We start from the raw sequence: 15,421 nt of genomic DNA, 5'->3' as shown, positions 1-15,421 counted from the left end.
CCGAAGCGGATCAAGGCGACACGCCGAACCGCTCGGCCAGTGTGGCGCGCTGGGCACGCACGAAGGCCGCGTCGACCACCGCCCCGTGCCCCGGCACGTAGAGCGCGTCCTCACCGCCCAGGGCGAGCAGCCGGTCCAGCGCCGCCGGCCACTGCCGCGGCACCGCGTCCGGGCCCGCCAACGGCTCCCCGGACTCCTCGACCAGGTCCCCGCAGAAGACCACCTCCCGGCCGCCGCCCGGCACGAACACCGCCAGGTCGTGCCGCGTGTGCCCCGGCCCCACGTTCGCCAGCAGCACCTGCACCCCGCCCAGCTCCAGCGTCCACTCGCCCGACACCAGGTGCCGGGGCGCCGCCAGCAGCTCGGCCGACCCCGCCGCGTCCTCCTCGGGCAGCCCGTGCCGCACCGCGTCCCCGCGCAGTTCCTCCCGGCCCGGCTCGCTGCCCAGCAGCCCGTCCAGCCCGACCGCGCCGAAGACCTCGGCCCCCGAGAACGCCGCCGCGCCCAGGACATGATCGAAATGCCCGTGCGTGAATGCGATATGGGTCACCCGGCGGCCCGTGAGCCGCTCCGCCTGCGCACGCAGCTCCGCGCCCTCGCGCACGCTCGAACCGGGGTCCACCAGCAGCACCGCGTCGTCCCCGGCCACCAGCCCCACCGTGCAGTCCCACACCGGCAGTCGCCGCCGTCCGGCCCGTCCGGTCAGCCGTTCCCAGCCCGCCTCTTCCCATCGCACGTCCATGGCGCGACGCTACCTTGACGGGTGGGCGGGAAGGCGCCCGGACGGGGCGAGCGTGACGAGTGCCGCGCCGGGCTCCCTTGCCTCGGACACACCTGCCCGCCGTACACTGACCGGGGGGATCTCTGGCACTCGCACCGCGTGAGTGCCAATCACGGACCGCAGCGGGACGCTCACAGCTGGAGGTGGCACGCGATGCTCAGCGAACGCAGACTCGAGGTGCTGCGCGCCATCGTCCAGGACTACGTCGGGACGGAGGAGCCGGTCGGCTCCAAGGCGCTCACCGAGCGTCACCAGCTGGGTGTCTCGCCCGCCACCGTGCGCAACGACATGGCCGTGCTGGAGGAGGAGGGCTACATCGCGCAGCCCCACACCAGCGCCGGCCGCATTCCCACCGACAAGGGCTACCGCCTGTTCGTCGACAAGCTGGCCGGGGTCAAGCCGCTGTCGACGCCCGAGCGGCGCGCCATCCAGAACTTCCTCGACGGGGCCGTGGACCTCGACGACGTCGTCGGCCGGACCGTACGGCTGCTCGCGCAGCTGACCCGTCAGGTGGCCGTCGTCCAGTACCCGTCGCTGACCCGCTCCACCGTCCGGCACGTGGAGCTGCTCCTGCTCGCCCCGGCCCGCCTGATGCTGGTCCTGATCACCGACACCGGGCGGGTCGAGCAGCGCATGGTCGACTGCCCCACGCCGTTCGGCGAGCAGTCCCTCGCGGACCTGCGGGCCCGGCTCAACGGCAAGGTCGTCGGCCGTCGCTTCGCCGACGTGCCGCAGCTGGTGCAGGACCTGCCGGAATCCTTCGAGACCGAGGACCGGACGACGGTCCAGACGGTACTCGCCACCCTCCTCGAAACCCTGGTCGAGGAGACCGAGGAGCGGCTGATGATCGGCGGCACCGCCAATCTCACCCGCTTCGGACACGATTTCCCCCTGACCATCCGGCCGGTGCTGGAGGCACTCGAGGAGCAGGTCGTGCTCCTCAAGCTCCTCGGCGAGGTCAACGAGTCGGGGATGACCGTACGCATCGGCCACGAGAACGCCTACGAAGGACTCAACTCCACGTCGGTGGTCTCGGTCGGCTACGGTTCGGGCGGCGAAACAGTCGCCAAACTCGGCGTGGTCGGCCCGACCCGCATGGACTACCCCGGAACGATGGGAGCGGTACGCGCAGTGGCACGTTACGTCGGACAGATCCTGGCGGAGTCGTAAGTGGCCACGGACTACTACGCCGTACTCGGCGTGCGCCGCGACGCATCGCAGGACGAGATCAAGAAGGCGTTCCGCAAGCTCGCCCGTGAGCTCCACCCGGACGTGAACCCCGATCCCAAGACGCAGGAGCGTTTCAAGGAGATCAACGCCGCGTACGAGGTGCTGTCGGACCCGCAGAAGAAGCAGGTCTACGACCTCGGCGGCGACCCGCTGTCCGCCTCCGGCGGCGGCGGTGGCGCGGGCGGCTTCGGGGCCGGTGGCTTCGGCAACTTCTCGGACATCATGGACGCCTTCTTCGGGCAGGCGTCCCAGCGCGGTCCGCGCTCGCGCACCCGGCGCGGCCAGGACGCGATGATCCGCCTCGACCTGGAGCTGGACGAGGCCGCCTTCGGCACGACCAAGGACATCCAGGTCGACACGGCGGTCGTCTGCACCACCTGCTCCGGCGAGGGCGCCGCGCCCGGCACCTCCGCGCAGACCTGTGACATGTGCCGCGGCCGCGGCGAGGTGTCCCAGGTGACCCGGTCCTTCCTCGGCCAGGTCATGACCTCGCGTCCCTGCCCGCAGTGCCAGGGCTTCGGCACCGTGGTCCCGACCCCGTGCCCCGAGTGCGCGGGCGACGGCCGGGTCCGGTCCCGCCGCAACCTGACGGTCAAGATCCCGGCGGGCGTGGAGAACGGCACCCGGATCCAGCTCTCCGGCGAGGGCGAGGTCGGCCCCGGCGGCGGCCCCGCCGGCGACCTGTACGTGGAGATCCACGAGCTGCCGCACCAGGTGTTCCAGCGGCGCGGTGACGACCTGCACTGCACGGTGACCATCCCGATGACCGCGGCCGCGCTGGGCACCAAGTGCCCGCTGGAGACCCTCGACGGCATGGAGGAGGTCGACATCCGGCCCGGCACCCAGTCCGGCCAGTCGATCCCGCTGCACGGCCGCGGTGTCACCCACCTGCGCGGCGGCGGGCGGGGCGATCTGATCGTCCACGTCGAGGTGCAGACCCCGGGGAAGCTGGACGCCCAGCAGGAGGACCTGCTGCGGCAGCTGGCGAAGCTGCGCGGCGAGGAGCGGCCGATGGGTCAGTTCGCGCCGGGCCAGCAGGGCCTGTTCAGCCGGCTCAAGGACGCTTTCAACGGCCGCTGAGCCGCCTGCCGCCGCCGCGGGTTTTCCGTACCGCGGCGCGGCGCCTGGCCGGTTGCACAACCGGACTATGCCAGGCGAATGGAGCGATTCGTTGAGGTGCGGGGGACGTGGCACGATGCAGCTCATGTCCTCCGCACCGAACGGTCTTCACCAGTACCCGATCGTGCAGGCCCCCATGGCGGGCGGAGCGTCCTGCCCGCCGCTCGCCGCCGCCGTCTGCGAAGCCGGCGGGCTGGGATTCCTGGCCGGCGGCTACAAGACCGCCGACGGCATGTACCAGGAGATCAAGCTGCTCCGCGGGCTCACCCGGCGGCCGTTCGGCGTCAACCTCTTCCTCCCGCAGTACGGGCCCGCCGACCCGGCCGCGGTCGAGGTCTACCGGGGACAGCTGGCCGGCGAGGCCGGCTGGTACGAGGTCTCGCTCGCCGCGGAGGACACCGCCGGCACCACCGACGACGCGTACGACGCGAAACTGGCCATTCTGCTGGAGGACCCGGTCCCGGTGGTCTCCTTCACCTTCGGCTGCCCCTCGCCGTCCGCCCTCACCTGTCTGCGCCGGGTCGGTACGTTCACCATGGTCACGGTCACCTCGGTCGCCGAGGCCCGCGCCGCCCAGGACGCCGGCGCCGACGCCCTCTGCGTCCAGGGCATCGAGGCGGGCGGCCACCAGGGCACCCACCGCGACGACCCGAACGCCGACGGCACCGGCACCGGCCTGCTCGCACTGGTCGGCCAGGTCCGCGAGGCGGTCGCGCTGCCCATGGTCGCGGCGGGCGGGCTGATGCGCGGCTCGCAGATCGCCGGGGTGCTCGCGGCCGGCGCGGACGCCGCCCAGCTCGGCACGGCCTTCCTGGCCTGCCCCGAGTCGGGGGCCCACGCCCTGCACAAGAAGGCCCTGACCGACCCGCTGTTCACCCGTACGGAACTCACCCGGGCGTTCTCCGGACGTCCGGCCCGCGGCCTGGCCAACCGGTTCATGCGGGAGCACGGACCGTACGCGCCGGCCGCCTACCCCCAGGTCCACCACCTGACCTCGGGGCTGCGCAGGGCGGCGGCGGAGGCAGGCGACCCACAGGGCATGGCACTGTGGGCGGGCCAGGGTCACCGGCAGGCGCGGTCGCTGCCGGCCGGGCAGCTGGTGGAGGTCCTGGCGGCCGAAGTGGCCGAGGCGCAGAGCGCGTTGCAGGCGGTGCGGAGAAGGAGTGCGTCATGACGGCCCCGGTGTTCGTGGTCGAAGAGGTCCCGGCGGGACCGGAGTTCGTGCTGGACGGCCCGGAAGGCCGCCACGCGGTGTCCGTGAAGCGGCTGAACCCCGGCGAGGACGTGGTCCTCACCGACGGGCGCGGCCACTGGACGGAGGGCGTGGTCAAGGCCGCCGAGGGCAAGGACCGGCTGGTCGTCATGGACCTGGGGGCCATCGGGGAGGAGCCCGAGCCGGAGGTCCGGATCACGGTGGTCCAGGCCCTGCCCAAGGGCGACCGGGGCGAACTGGCCGTCGAGACCATGACCGAGACGGGCGTGGACGCGATCGTGCCCTGGCAGGCCTCGCGCTGCATCACCCAGTGGCGCGGCGACCGCGGTGCCAAGTCGCTGGCCAAATGGCGGGCCACGGCCCGCGAGGCGGGCAAGCAGTCCCGCCGGGTCCGCTTCCCCGAGGTGACCGAGGCGATGTCCACCAAGCAGGTGGCGGCGCTGCTGGCCGGGGCCGACCTGGCGGTGGTCCTCCACGAGGACCGCGACACCCCCTCCGGAGCGCTCGCCACGGCCGCACTCCCGCAGGCCGGTTCGGTCGTGCTGGTCGTCGGCCCCGAGGGCGGCGTCTCCCCCGAGGAGCTCGCCGTGTTCGCGGAGGCCGGCGCCCGGCCGTACCGGCTGGGCCGCTCCGTGCTGCGCACCTCGACGGCCGGCACCGCAGCGGTCGCCGTACTGCTGGCCCGTACCGGCCGCTGGGCGTGACCCGCCCGATACGATGCGACGGGAAGTGATCACACGGCCGCGCGGGTACGCGCGCCGGCGATCGGATCACGACCAGGACCACAGGACCACGACCAGGAGCACGGGAGGCGACGGCCATGGCCGGGGAACCGCAGGCGGACTGCCTGTTCTGCAAGATCGTCACGGGTGAGGTGCCCGCGACGATCGTCCGCGAGACCGACACCACCGTCGCCTTCCGCGACATAAACCCCCAGGCGCCCACCCATGTGCTGGTGATCCCCAAGGTGCACTACCGGGACGCCGCGGACCTCGCCTCCGGCGACCCGCAGGCCATGGCGGACGTGCTGCGCGAGGCCGGAGAGGTCGCCGCGCTGGAGAAGGTGGACGAGCACGGCTACCGGATCGTGTTCAACACCGGCACCGGCGCCGGCCAGACGGTGTGGCACGCCCACGCGCACGTGCTGGGCGGCCGCGGCTTCGCCTGGCCCCCCGGATAGGTCCCCTCCGGGCGCGCGGCCCGGGCCGCGCGCCGAAAAGAAATGGCCGCGAGGCCGGAAACCTGCGTAGGAATCAGGCATGTCCGCACGTGAATTCGTCGTCCTCGGCACCGCCAGCCAGGTGCCCACGCGCCACCGCAACCACAACGGGTATCTGCTGCGCTGGGACGGCGAGGGCATCCTCTTCGACCCGGGCGAGGGCACCCAGCGCCAGATGCTGCGGGCCGGCGTGGCCGCGCACGACATCAACCGGATCTGCGTCACGCACTTCCACGGCGACCACAGCCTCGGCCTCGCCGGGGTGATCCAGCGGATCAACCTCGACCGGGTCCCGCACCCCGTCGCGGCGCACTACCCGGCCTCCGGGCAGAAGTTCTTCGACCGGCTCCGGTACGCCACCGCGTACCGCGAGACCGTCCTGCTCGACGAGGAGCCGGTGACCGGGGACGGGGTCCTCGCCACCGGGCCCTCCTACGTGCTGGAGGCCCGCCGGCTCTCCCACCCGGTGGAATCCTTCGGCTACCGGCTCACCGAGCCCGACGGCCGCCGGATGCTGCCCGAACTCCTCGCGCGGCACGGGATCACCGGCCCGGACGTCGGCCGGATCCGGCGCGAGGGCGTGCTGAACGGCATCACCCTGGAGCAGGTCAGCGAGCTCCGCCGCGGGCAGAGCTTCGCCTTCGTCATGGACACCGGGCTCTGCTCCGGCGCGGCCGAACTCGCCCAGGACTGCGACATGCTGGTCATCGAGTCCACCTTCCTGGACGAGGACGAGCACCTCGCCGTGGAGCACGGCCACCTGACGGCCGGCCAGGCCGCCCGCATCGCCCGCGACGCCGGCGTCCGGCACCTGGTGCTCACCCACTTCTCGCAGCGCTACGGGGACCCCGCCGAGTTCGAGCTCCAGGCCCGCCGGGCCGGCTTCGAAGCCGACCTCACCATCGCCGCCGACCTGATGCACGTCCCGTTCCCCAAGCGCCGGTAGTCACATCGCCCTTCCCGCCCGCGCCTTCCGGGTGCGTCCCGGTGACCGGGAAGAGCATTTCCGGCCGGATCCGGTACACACTGGTTTTGCGCCGCCGGCGGGCGGGCATGGCTGACAGCTTTCCGTCGAGAAGGGGGAGCCGAAGTGACCGGTCGGAGCAGCGGAGACGGAGCCCACGGAGCCCACGGATCCCACGGAGCCCCGCGCGGATCACACGCGGTCCCGCGGGCGGTCCCGGTGGACCCGCTGGCCGCGCTGCGCACCCCGCGGGACCCCGACTGCGACGTCTTCCTGACCGGCACGGTCTTCCTCGACATCATCTTCACCGGCCTGGACTCCGCGCCCGTGATCGGTACGGAGTCCTGGGCGCGCGGCATGGGCTCCAGCCCCGGCGGGGTGGCCAACATGGCCACCGCCCTGGCCCGGCTCGGGCTGCGCACCTCGCTGGCCGCCGCGTTCGGCGACGACCACTACGGCGAGTACTGCTGGGACGCCCTCGAACAGGGCGAGGGCATCGACCTGTCCAGGTCCCGGACCGTGCCCGGCTGGCACAGCCCCGTCACGGTCTCCATGGCCTACGACGGGGAGCGCACGATGGTCTCGCACGGGCACGAGGCACCCCCCGCCCCCGGCACCGGTGCCGCCCCCGGCCAGGCCGACGGGACCACCCCGGCGCCCGTGCCCTTCCCCGACGGCCCGCCGCGCGCCCGTGCCGCGGTGGCCTCGCTGGTGCCCGGCCGCCACGAGCGGTGGATCGCCGAGGCGGCCGGCCGGGGGGCCCGGGTCTTCGCCGACGTCGGCTGGGACGAGAGCGGTGTCTGGGACCTGGACGCCCTGGTGGACCTGGAGCACTGCGAGGCGTTCCTCCCGAACGCGGGGGAGGCCATGCGGTACACCCGCACCGACTGCCCGCGCGCGGCCGCCCGGGCGCTGGCCGAGCGGGTGCCGATCGCCGTGGTCACCCTCGGCGCGGAGGGCTCGTACGCGGTGGACGGCCGTACCGGGGAGACGGCGGAGATGCCGGGGATCACCGTCGACGCCCTCGACCCGACGGGCGCCGGAGACGTGTACGTCGCCGGGTTCGTCACCGGCACCCTGGCCGGCTGGCCGCTGGCCGACCGGCTGGCCTTCGCGGGCCTGACCGCCGCCCTGTCGGTGCAGGAGTTCGGCGGCTCGCTGTCCGCCCCGGGCTGGGAGGAGGTCGCCCACTGGTGGCGCTCCCGGCCGGAGCACCCGGCGCGCTACGCCTTCCTGGAGGGCCTGCTCGGCGAGGAGCTCCTGGGGCGGGCCGACCTCCCCGCCGTACCGGCCGGTGCCTCGGTGCGGCGGCGGGCGGTGCCCACGATCGGGTTCCGGCACTCCGCGTAGCCGGGCGCGTACGCCGCCGGGGCCGCGGGGAAAACCCCTCGGGCGACACCCGGGCGCGTCGTACCCTTGGTAGTCCAGAGGTCGTCGACTGGCGAGACCCCGCAACGGGAGGTATGTGCAGGCCACAGGGCCGGCCCATGACGCAGAAGACCACAGACCGGACCCCGCTCCTGCCGGGGCAGGCACGCGCCGAATTCAGTGTTCCGGCCAAGCACCCGATGGTGACGGTGCTCGGCTCGGGCGATTCCCTGCTGCGCGTGATCGAGAACGCCTTCCCGCAGGCTGACATCCACGTCCGGGGAAACGAGATCAGCGCGGTCGGCGACGCCAAGGACGTCGCCCTGATCCAGCGCCTGTTCGACCAGATGATGCTGGTGCTCCGCACCGGGCAGCCGATGACGGAGGACGCAGTGGAACGGTCGATCGCGATGCTCCAGGCGAGCGAGAACGGCGGCGGCACGCAGGAGACGCCCGCCGAGGTACTCACCCAGAACATCCTTTCCAACCGCGGCCGCACCATCCGCCCCAAGACCCTCAACCAGAAGCGGTACGTCGACGCGATCGACAAGCACACGATCGTCTTCGGCATCGGTCCCGCCGGTACCGGCAAGACCTACCTCGCCATGGCCAAGGCGGTCCAGGCCCTGCAGTCCAAGCAGATCAGCCGGATCATCCTCACCCGGCCCGCCGTCGAGGCGGGTGAGCGGCTCGGCTTCCTGCCCGGCACGCTCTACGAGAAGATCGACCCGTACCTGCGCCCGCTGTACGACGCACTGCACGACATGCTCGACCCGGATTCCATTCCGCGGCTCATGGCGGCGGGCACCATCGAGGTCGCCCCGCTCGCCTACATGCGGGGAAGGACGCTCAATGACGCGTTCATCATCCTCGACGAGGCGCAGAACACGAACCCCGAGCAGATGAAGATGTTCCTGACCCGGCTCGGCTTCGACTCCAAGATCGTCGTCACGGGTGACGTCACCCAGGTCGACCTTCCCGGAGGCACCAAGTCCGGCCTCCGCCAGGTGCGGGACATCCTGGAGGGTGTCCCGGACGTGCACTTCTCGCTGCTCACCTCCCAGGACGTCGTACGGCACAAGCTCGTCGGCCGTATCGTCGACGCGTACGAGCAGTACGACAACCGAAACGGGAAGTAGCAGCCGAGCACCATGTCGATCGACGTCAACAACGAGTCCGGAACCGAGGTCGACGAGCAGGCGATCCTCGACATCGCCCGCTACGCGCTCACCCGGATGCGGATCCACCCGCTCTCCGAGCTCTCCGTCATCGTCATCGACGCCGACGCGATGGAGCAGCTCCACATCCAGTGGATGGACCTGCCCGGGCCGACGGACGTCATGTCCTTCCCGATGGACGAGCTCCGGCCGCCCGCCAAGGACGACGAGGAGCCCCCGCAGGGGCTCCTCGGCGACATCGTGCTCTGCCCCGAGGTCGCCAAGAAGCAGGGCGAGGAAGCCCCGACGGGGCACTCCATGGACGAGGAGCTCCAACTGCTCACCGTCCACGGAGTGCTGCACCTGCTGGGCTACGACCACGAGGAGCCGGACGAGAAGGCCGAGATGTTCGGTCTCCAGGCGGCCATCGTGGACGGCTGGCGGGCCGAGCGCGGCCTGACCGGCCCCTCGCCCGCCCCGACCGTCTCGTGACCCCCGGCCAGCTGATCACCGGGGCGGTCCTGCTGGTCATGGTCGCCTGGCTGGCGGCCTGCGCGGAGGCGGGCATCGCCCGCGTCTCCAGCTTCCGCGCGGAACAGGCCGTACGGGAGGGCCGGCGCGGCAGCGCCAAGCTGGCCCAGGTCGCCGCCGACCCCACCCGCTACGTCAACGTGGCCCTGCTCGTCCGGGTCACCTGCGAGATGGCCGCCGGCGTGCTCGTCACGTACGTCTGCCTGGCCCACTTCGGCGACAACTGGACGGCGCTGCTCGTCGCGATCGCCGTGATGGTGCTGGTGTCCTACGTGGCCGTCGGTGTCTCGCCCCGCACCATCGGCCGCCAGCACCCGCTGAACACCGCGACCGCGGCCGCGTACGTCCTGGTCCCGCTGGCCCGGATCATGGGGCCGATCCCGCAGCTGCTGATCCTCGTCGGCAACGCGCTCACCCCCGGCAAGGGCTTCCGCAAGGGACCCTTCGCCTCGGAGGCCGAGCTGCGCGCCATGGTCGACCTGGCGGAGAAGGAATCGCTGATCGAGGACGAGGAGCGCCGCATGGTGCACCAGGTCTTCGAGCTGGGCGACACCCTGGTCCGCGAGGTGATGGTGCCGCGGACCGACCTGGTCGTCATCGAGCGGTTCAAGACGATCCGGCAGGCCACCACCCTCGCCCTGCGCTCGGGCTTCTCCCGGATCCCGGTGACCGGCGAGAACGAGGACGACATCGTCGGGATCGTGTACCTGAAGGACCTCGTCCGGAAGACCCACATCAACCGCGCCGCCGAGTCCGACCCGGTGTCCACGGCGATGCGGCCGGCGACCTTCGTGCCCGACACCAAGAACGCGGGCGATCTGCTGCGGGAGATGCAGCAGATCCGCAACCACGTCGCCGTCGTCATCGACGAGTACGGCGGCACCGCCGGCATCGTCACCATCGAGGACATCCTCGAGGAGATCGTCGGCGAGATCACCGACGAGTACGACCGGGAGCTCCCGCCCGTGGAGGACCTGGGCGGGGACCGCTACCGGGTCACGGCCCGCCTGGACATCACCGACCTCGGCGAGCTGTTCGGCATCGAGGCCTTCGACGACGAGGACGTCGAGACGGTCGGCGGCCTGCTGGCGAAGGCGCTGGGCCGGGTGCCGATCGCGGGCGCGACAGCCCTGGTGGAGCTGCCCGACGGCCGCTCGCTGCGGCTCACCGCGGAGTCCCCGGCCGGCCGCCGGAACAAGATCGTCACGGTGCTGACGGAGCCGGTCCCGGCGCCGTCCGACGAGGAGGAGACGACGGGATGACACCGGCGGAGCTGCGCGCCTTCTGCCTCGGCTTCAACGCGGCGGTCGAGGAGTTCCCGTTCACCCCGGAGACCTCGGTCTTCAAGGTGCTCGGCAAGATGTTCGCGCTGTCCCAGCTGGACTCGGCCCCGCTGAAGATCAGCCTGAAGTGCGACCCGGAGGAAGCGGTCCGCCTGCGCGCCGAGCACGGGGCGATCGCCCCGGGCTACCACCTGAACAAACGCCACTGGAACACCGTGACGGTGGACGGCAGCCTGCCGGACCGCATGGTGCGCGAGCTCGTCGAGGACTCCTACGACCTGGTGGTCGCGGGCCTCCCGCGCGCGGAGCGGCTGCGGCTCGACCGCCCGTAGGGCCTGGTGGGCGCTCCGGCGGGGTCGTGGCACGGCCCCGCCGGGGCGCCCTTATGCTGGCGCGACCCCGCACACCACGTGACATCCCCCGGAGTGCCCGTGTACGTCCGTACGGCCCGGGTGGCGACCGCCGCCCTGATGACGTCCGTGCTCCTCGCCGGGTGCGACGACGGCGGCTCCGGCGACGCCGCGGCGCCGCGGACGCCGGCGAAGGCCGTCCTCGTCGAGGCGGACCTGCCCGAGGGCTGGGGCGTCAGCGGGGCGCCGGCACAGACCGGACCCGCACCGGCCGACAAGCCCGAGTGCCAGGTGCTCGCAGATCTCACGGAAGGGGTCTGGCCGGAGCGGGCGAAGGGAAGGGCCGTGGGCGCTGTGTTCGAGAACGCCGGGGGGACGAAGTACGAGACGAGCGTGTTCGAACTCGGCGAGGCCGGCGCGGCCGCGTTCCTGAAGGACGTCGAAAGCGCCGTGCGCGCGTGCGGCGCGTTCTCCGTCAGCATGGAGGCGGACGGCAGCCAGCTGCCGTTGCCGTCGCGCGCCGAACCGTTCGTGGCGCCCTCGGCGGGAGACGGCGGCTACGGCTTTTCCGTGGCCACGGACCTCGACGCCGACGTGTCCACGCACGTGAACGTGGTGCTCGTCCGCCGGGGCGGTCTGATCGCCACGTCCCGGCACGGCTTCCGCGACCAGTGGGACGCCAGGGAATTCGAGACCTTCACCAGCCTGGTCGTGAAGAAGCTGACGGGGCGGGCGGCCTAGGGACGACCGGCCGGGCGGGGGCGTTGCGCGGCAGGACCTGGGCGCTCCATATGCTTTCGTCCATGACCGACACCACAGCGCTGGACCCCGAGGACAGCAAGATCATCACGCTGGCGCGCAGCGCCCGGGCCCGGAACGGGGTGCCCGAGGGGGCCGCCGTCCGGGACGAGACCGGCCGCACCTACGTGGCGGGCACGGTGGACCTCGATTCGCTCAAGCTCAGCGCCCTCCAGACCGCCGTCGCCATGGCCGTGGCCAGCGGCGCGCAGTCCCTGGAGGCCGCGGCCGTGGTCAGCGCCGCCGACACCCCGGCCGACGCGGACCGCGCCGCCGTCCGCGACCTGGGCGGCCCGGACACCCCGGTCCTCCTCGCCGCCCCCGACGGCACCCTGAAGTCCACGACGAAGGCCGGCTGACCGCCTCACCGTGACCGGCCGCCCCGACCCCACCCCCGGCGCGGCCGGGCGCCCGACCCCGGTGCGCGCAGACGTCCCACCTCGGTGTGGGCAGGCGTCCCACCCCGGTGTGCGCAGGCGTCCCACCTCGGTGCGGGCGGGGTGTCCCGCCCCGGTGTGGGCGGGCGTCCCACCTCGGTGCGGGCGGGGTGTCCCGCCCCGGTGTGGGCGGGCGTCCCACCCCGGTGCGGGCGGGGTGTCCCGCCCCGGTGCGGGCGGGCGTCCCACCCCGGTGTGGGCAGGCGTCCCGCAGGGCGGGACGGGTGGGCACACCGGGACACCCCCGCCCGGCACCGCACCCCGCCCGGCCGGAGCCCCCTCACTGGGCCGGCCGAGCCGCGTCCTCCGGTCAGACCGGAGCCCCGCTCCCGCACGAGCCGGAGCCCCGCTCCCGCACGAGCCGGAGCCCCGCTCCCGGATGAGCCGGAGCCCCGCTCCCGCACGAGCCGGAGCCCTGCGCGCTCCGGATACCGGCCGGCCCGCACCCTGCTAGGCAGCCGCAGCCGCAGCCGCAGCCCTGCCCGGCGCAGCCGAAGGCCGGCGCCGGATGACCATCGCCATCAGCGCAGCCACCGCGCACAGCGCGCCCGACGCGTACCAGACCACGTCGTACGAGCCGAACACGTCCCGCGCCACCCCGCCCAGGAAGGACAGAAGGGCCGCACCCACCTGGTGCGAGGCCAGCACCCAGCCGAACACGATCGCGCTGTCCTCTCCGTACTGCTCACGGCAGAGCGCGATCGTCGGCGGCACGGTGGCCACCCAGTCCAGGCCGTAGAAGACGATGAAGAAGATCATCGGCGGGTGTACCGCCGGGGCCAGCAGCACCGGCAGGAACAGCAGCGAGATCCCGCGCAGCGCGTAGTACACCGCCAGCAGCCGGCGCGCGTCGAACCGGTCGGTGAACCAGCCGGACGCGATGGTGCCCACCACGTCGAAGACCCCGATCACCGCGAGCAGCCCGGCGGCCGCCGTCACCGGCATCCCGTGGTCGTGGGCGGCGGGCACGAAATGCGTTCTGACCAGGCCGTTCGTGGAGGCGCCGCAGATCGCGAAGGTGCCCGCCAGCAGCCAGAACGGGCCGGTCCGCGCCGCCTTGAGGAGCACCGTCACCGCCCGCCGCGCCGCCCCCGCCACCGGCTCGGGCTTCGGCGCGTACTCCCCGCCGTACGGGGCCAGTCCCACGTCCGCCGGGTGGTCGCGCAGCAGCAGCCAGACGAAGGGCACCACGGCGAGCGCGGTCAGCGCCACCGTCACCGCGGCGGGCCGCCAGCCGTGGTCGCTCACCAGCCAGGACAGCAGCGGCAGGAACACCAGCTGGCCGGAGGCCCCGGCCGCGGTCAGGACGCCGGTGACCAGCCCGCGCCGGGCGGTGAACCAGCGGTTGGTCACGGTCGCCGCGAAGGCCAGTGCCATCGAGCCGCTGCCCAGCCCGACCAGCACCCCCCAGAACAGCACCAGCTGCCAGGCCGCCGTCATCCACACCGTGGCCACCGACCCTGCCGCGATGACGGTCAGCGCACAGGCCACCACCCGGCGGATGCCGAAGCGGTCCATCAGGGCGGCCGCGAACGGCGCGGTCAGCCCGTACAGCGCGAGGTTGACCGAGATCGCGAAGCCGATGGTGCCGCGCGACCAGTCGAACTCGGCGTGCAACGGCTCGATGAGCAGGCCGGGGAGCGAGGCGAAGGCCGCCGCGCCGATGATCGTCACGAAGGCCACGGCGGCCACGGACCAGGCGCGGTGGACGCGGGCCGGGCGCTTTTCGCCGACGGGCGGCGCGGACGGGGAGGCGGGTGCTGTCTGGGTCACGCAGCCAGCTTCGACGGGAGCCGCGCCGCGCTCCAGTGGCCTGACCGACAGTGTTCGGTACGATCGGGCCATGGCGATGCCGAAGCCGATTCCGATGCCGAAGCCGATGTCGAACGCTCCCGAGGATCCGCCGGCCCACACGGCCGGGCGTCCCCACCGCGTGGTGGTCCTCGCGCTGGCCGGGCTGCTGCCCTTCGAGCTCGGGATCCCGCACCGGATCTTCGGCCGGGCCAAGGACGCGGCCGGCCGCCCCCTGTACGAGATCCTCACCTGCGGGCTGGCCCCCGGCCCGGTGCGGACCGACGCCGATTTCGCCGTCTCCGTCGAGCACGGACCCGAGCTGCTGGCCACCGCAGACACCGTGGTCGTGCCCGCCTCCTACGAGCTCGGGCCGGTCTACGACGAGGGCCGGCTCACCCCCGAACTGGCCGGTGCCCTCGCGCACCTCCGCCCCGGTACCCGCCTGGTGTCCATCTGCACCGGCGGCTACGTGCTGGCCGCCGCCGGTTTCCTCGACGGCCGTCGTGCCACCACCCACTGGGCCTCCGCCGCGCATTTCCAACGGCTCTTTCCCGGGGTCCTGGTGGACCCGGACGTGCTCTACACCGACGACGGCGATGTGCTCACCTCCGCCGGGGTCGCCGCCGGCATCGACCTCTGCCTGCACATCGTGCGCCGTGACCACGGGGCCGCCGTGGCCAACGAGGTGGCCCGGCGGACCGTCGTACCGCCCCACCGGGACGGCGGCCAGGCCCAGTTCATCGAGCGCCCGGTGCCGCAGCCGCGGGTGGCCGGCACCACCGCGGCCCGCGCCTGGGCGCTGGACCGGCTGCACGAGCCGCTGCGGCTGGTGGACATGGCCCGTCAGGAGGCGATGTCCGTACGGAGCTTCACCCGCCGGTTCCGCGAGGAGGCCGGGGTGAGCCCCGGCCGGTGGATCGTGCTGCAGCGCGTCGACCGGGCCAGGCACCTGCTGGAGACCACCGCCCTGTCGATGGACCGGGTGGCCCGGGAGGCCGGCTTCGGCACCGCCCAGTCGCTGCGCAAGCACATGCAGGCGGTGCTCGGGGTGAGCCCGACCGCGTACCGGCGCACCTTCCGTGCCGCAGGAACTCCCAACGTCCCACCAACTGATGGGCCATCAGATGATGGGGGAGCCGTGCATTGACTTCTGCCGCCGCCCGCCCGTGAATGGCGC

Annotated in this window: 16 protein-coding genes; 14 read left to right on the top strand and 2 right to left on the bottom strand. The window is 73.0% G+C overall.

The features are described 5' to 3' along the window. Nucleotides 1-10 precede the first annotated feature (10 nt). Nucleotides 11-742, bottom strand: coding sequence for an MBL fold metallo-hydrolase (locus tag AC067U_RS08035; protein ID WP_478828783.1), 732 nt, complete (start codon nt 740-742; stop codon nt 11-13). A 192-nt stretch (nt 743-934) separates the two neighbouring features. On the opposite strand from AC067U_RS08035, the gene hrcA reads away from it, so the two are divergent. From hrcA to AC067U_RS07970, 13 genes are all read left to right on the top strand, one after another. Further along, entirely contained in the window at nt 935-1,951 is a 1,017-nt protein-coding gene (hrcA, locus tag AC067U_RS08030) for a heat-inducible transcriptional repressor HrcA (RefSeq protein WP_478828782.1), read from the top strand. After that, nucleotides 1,952-3,091 carry a molecular chaperone DnaJ gene (gene dnaJ / locus AC067U_RS08025; protein ID WP_478828781.1) on the top strand — a complete coding sequence of 380 codons (1,140 nt, stop codon included), beginning with the start codon at nt 1,952-1,954 and terminating at the stop codon, nt 3,089-3,091. Nucleotides 3,092-3,215: 124 nt separating this feature from the next. Continuing rightward, a complete protein-coding gene (locus tag AC067U_RS08020) occupies nt 3,216-4,304 on the top strand; it encodes a nitronate monooxygenase (RefSeq protein WP_478828780.1) in 1,089 nt (362 codons plus the stop codon). Next, nucleotides 4,301-5,047 carry a 16S rRNA (uracil(1498)-N(3))-methyltransferase gene (locus AC067U_RS08015; RefSeq protein WP_478828779.1) on the top strand — a complete coding sequence of 249 codons (747 nt, stop codon included), beginning with the start codon at nt 4,301-4,303 and terminating at the stop codon, nt 5,045-5,047. The genes AC067U_RS08020 and AC067U_RS08015 overlap by 4 nt, the downstream gene beginning before the upstream one ends. Before the next feature lie 116 nt (nt 5,048-5,163). Beyond that, nucleotides 5,164-5,523, top strand: a complete 360-nt coding sequence (locus AC067U_RS08010) for a histidine triad nucleotide-binding protein (protein ID WP_478828778.1) — start codon at nt 5,164-5,166, stop codon at nt 5,521-5,523. Between the two features lie 79 nt (nt 5,524-5,602). Further along, complete coding sequence (locus AC067U_RS08005) at nt 5,603-6,508, top strand: ribonuclease Z (protein ID WP_478828777.1); 906 nt, start codon at nt 5,603-5,605, stop codon at nt 6,506-6,508. Between the two features lie 237 nt (nt 6,509-6,745). Further along, nucleotides 6,746-7,876, top strand: a complete 1,131-nt coding sequence (locus tag AC067U_RS08000) for a carbohydrate kinase family protein (RefSeq protein ID WP_478828776.1) — start codon at nt 6,746-6,748, stop codon at nt 7,874-7,876. A gap of 137 nt (nt 7,877-8,013) precedes the next feature. Then, complete coding sequence (locus AC067U_RS07995) at nt 8,014-9,033, top strand: PhoH family protein (protein WP_478828775.1); 1,020 nt, start codon at nt 8,014-8,016, stop codon at nt 9,031-9,033. 12 nt (nt 9,034-9,045) lie between these two features. Next, complete coding sequence (ybeY, locus tag AC067U_RS07990; protein ID WP_478828774.1) at nt 9,046-9,543, top strand: rRNA maturation RNase YbeY; 498 nt, start codon at nt 9,046-9,048, stop codon at nt 9,541-9,543. Beyond that, the gene (locus tag AC067U_RS07985) at nt 9,540-10,844 is read left to right on the top strand and encodes a hemolysin family protein (RefSeq protein ID WP_478828773.1); all 1,305 of its coding nucleotides are present in this window, start codon (nt 9,540-9,542) and stop codon (nt 10,842-10,844) included. Before ybeY ends, AC067U_RS07985 begins: the two co-directional genes overlap by 4 nt. Next, nucleotides 10,841-11,197, top strand: coding sequence for an MmcQ/YjbR family DNA-binding protein (locus AC067U_RS07980; RefSeq protein WP_478828772.1), 357 nt, complete (start codon nt 10,841-10,843; stop codon nt 11,195-11,197). The genes AC067U_RS07985 and AC067U_RS07980 overlap by 4 nt, the downstream gene beginning before the upstream one ends. A gap of 99 nt (nt 11,198-11,296) precedes the next feature. Next, nucleotides 11,297-11,956: a hypothetical protein gene (locus AC067U_RS07975; RefSeq protein ID WP_478828771.1), complete on the top strand. Its 660-nt coding sequence runs from the start codon at nt 11,297-11,299 to the stop codon at nt 11,954-11,956. Between the two features lie 62 nt (nt 11,957-12,018). Beyond that, nucleotides 12,019-12,372: a cytidine deaminase gene (locus AC067U_RS07970; protein WP_478828770.1), complete on the top strand. Its 354-nt coding sequence runs from the start codon at nt 12,019-12,021 to the stop codon at nt 12,370-12,372. 528 nt (nt 12,373-12,900) lie between these two features. Here AC067U_RS07970 and AC067U_RS07965 read toward each other — a convergent pair. After that, nucleotides 12,901-14,223: an MFS transporter gene (locus tag AC067U_RS07965; protein WP_478828769.1), complete on the bottom strand. Its 1,323-nt coding sequence runs from the start codon at nt 14,221-14,223 to the stop codon at nt 12,901-12,903. 106 nt (nt 14,224-14,329) lie between these two features. Here AC067U_RS07965 and AC067U_RS07960 point away from each other — a divergent pair, with 106 nt between their 5' ends. Then, complete coding sequence (locus AC067U_RS07960) at nt 14,330-15,391, top strand: GlxA family transcriptional regulator (RefSeq protein ID WP_478828947.1); 1,062 nt, start codon at nt 14,330-14,332, stop codon at nt 15,389-15,391. Nucleotides 15,392-15,421 lie beyond the last annotated feature (30 nt).

Source organism: Streptomyces sp. NPDC043853 (assembly GCF_056436025.1).
This window is presented reverse-complemented; position numbering and strand designations above follow the sequence as displayed.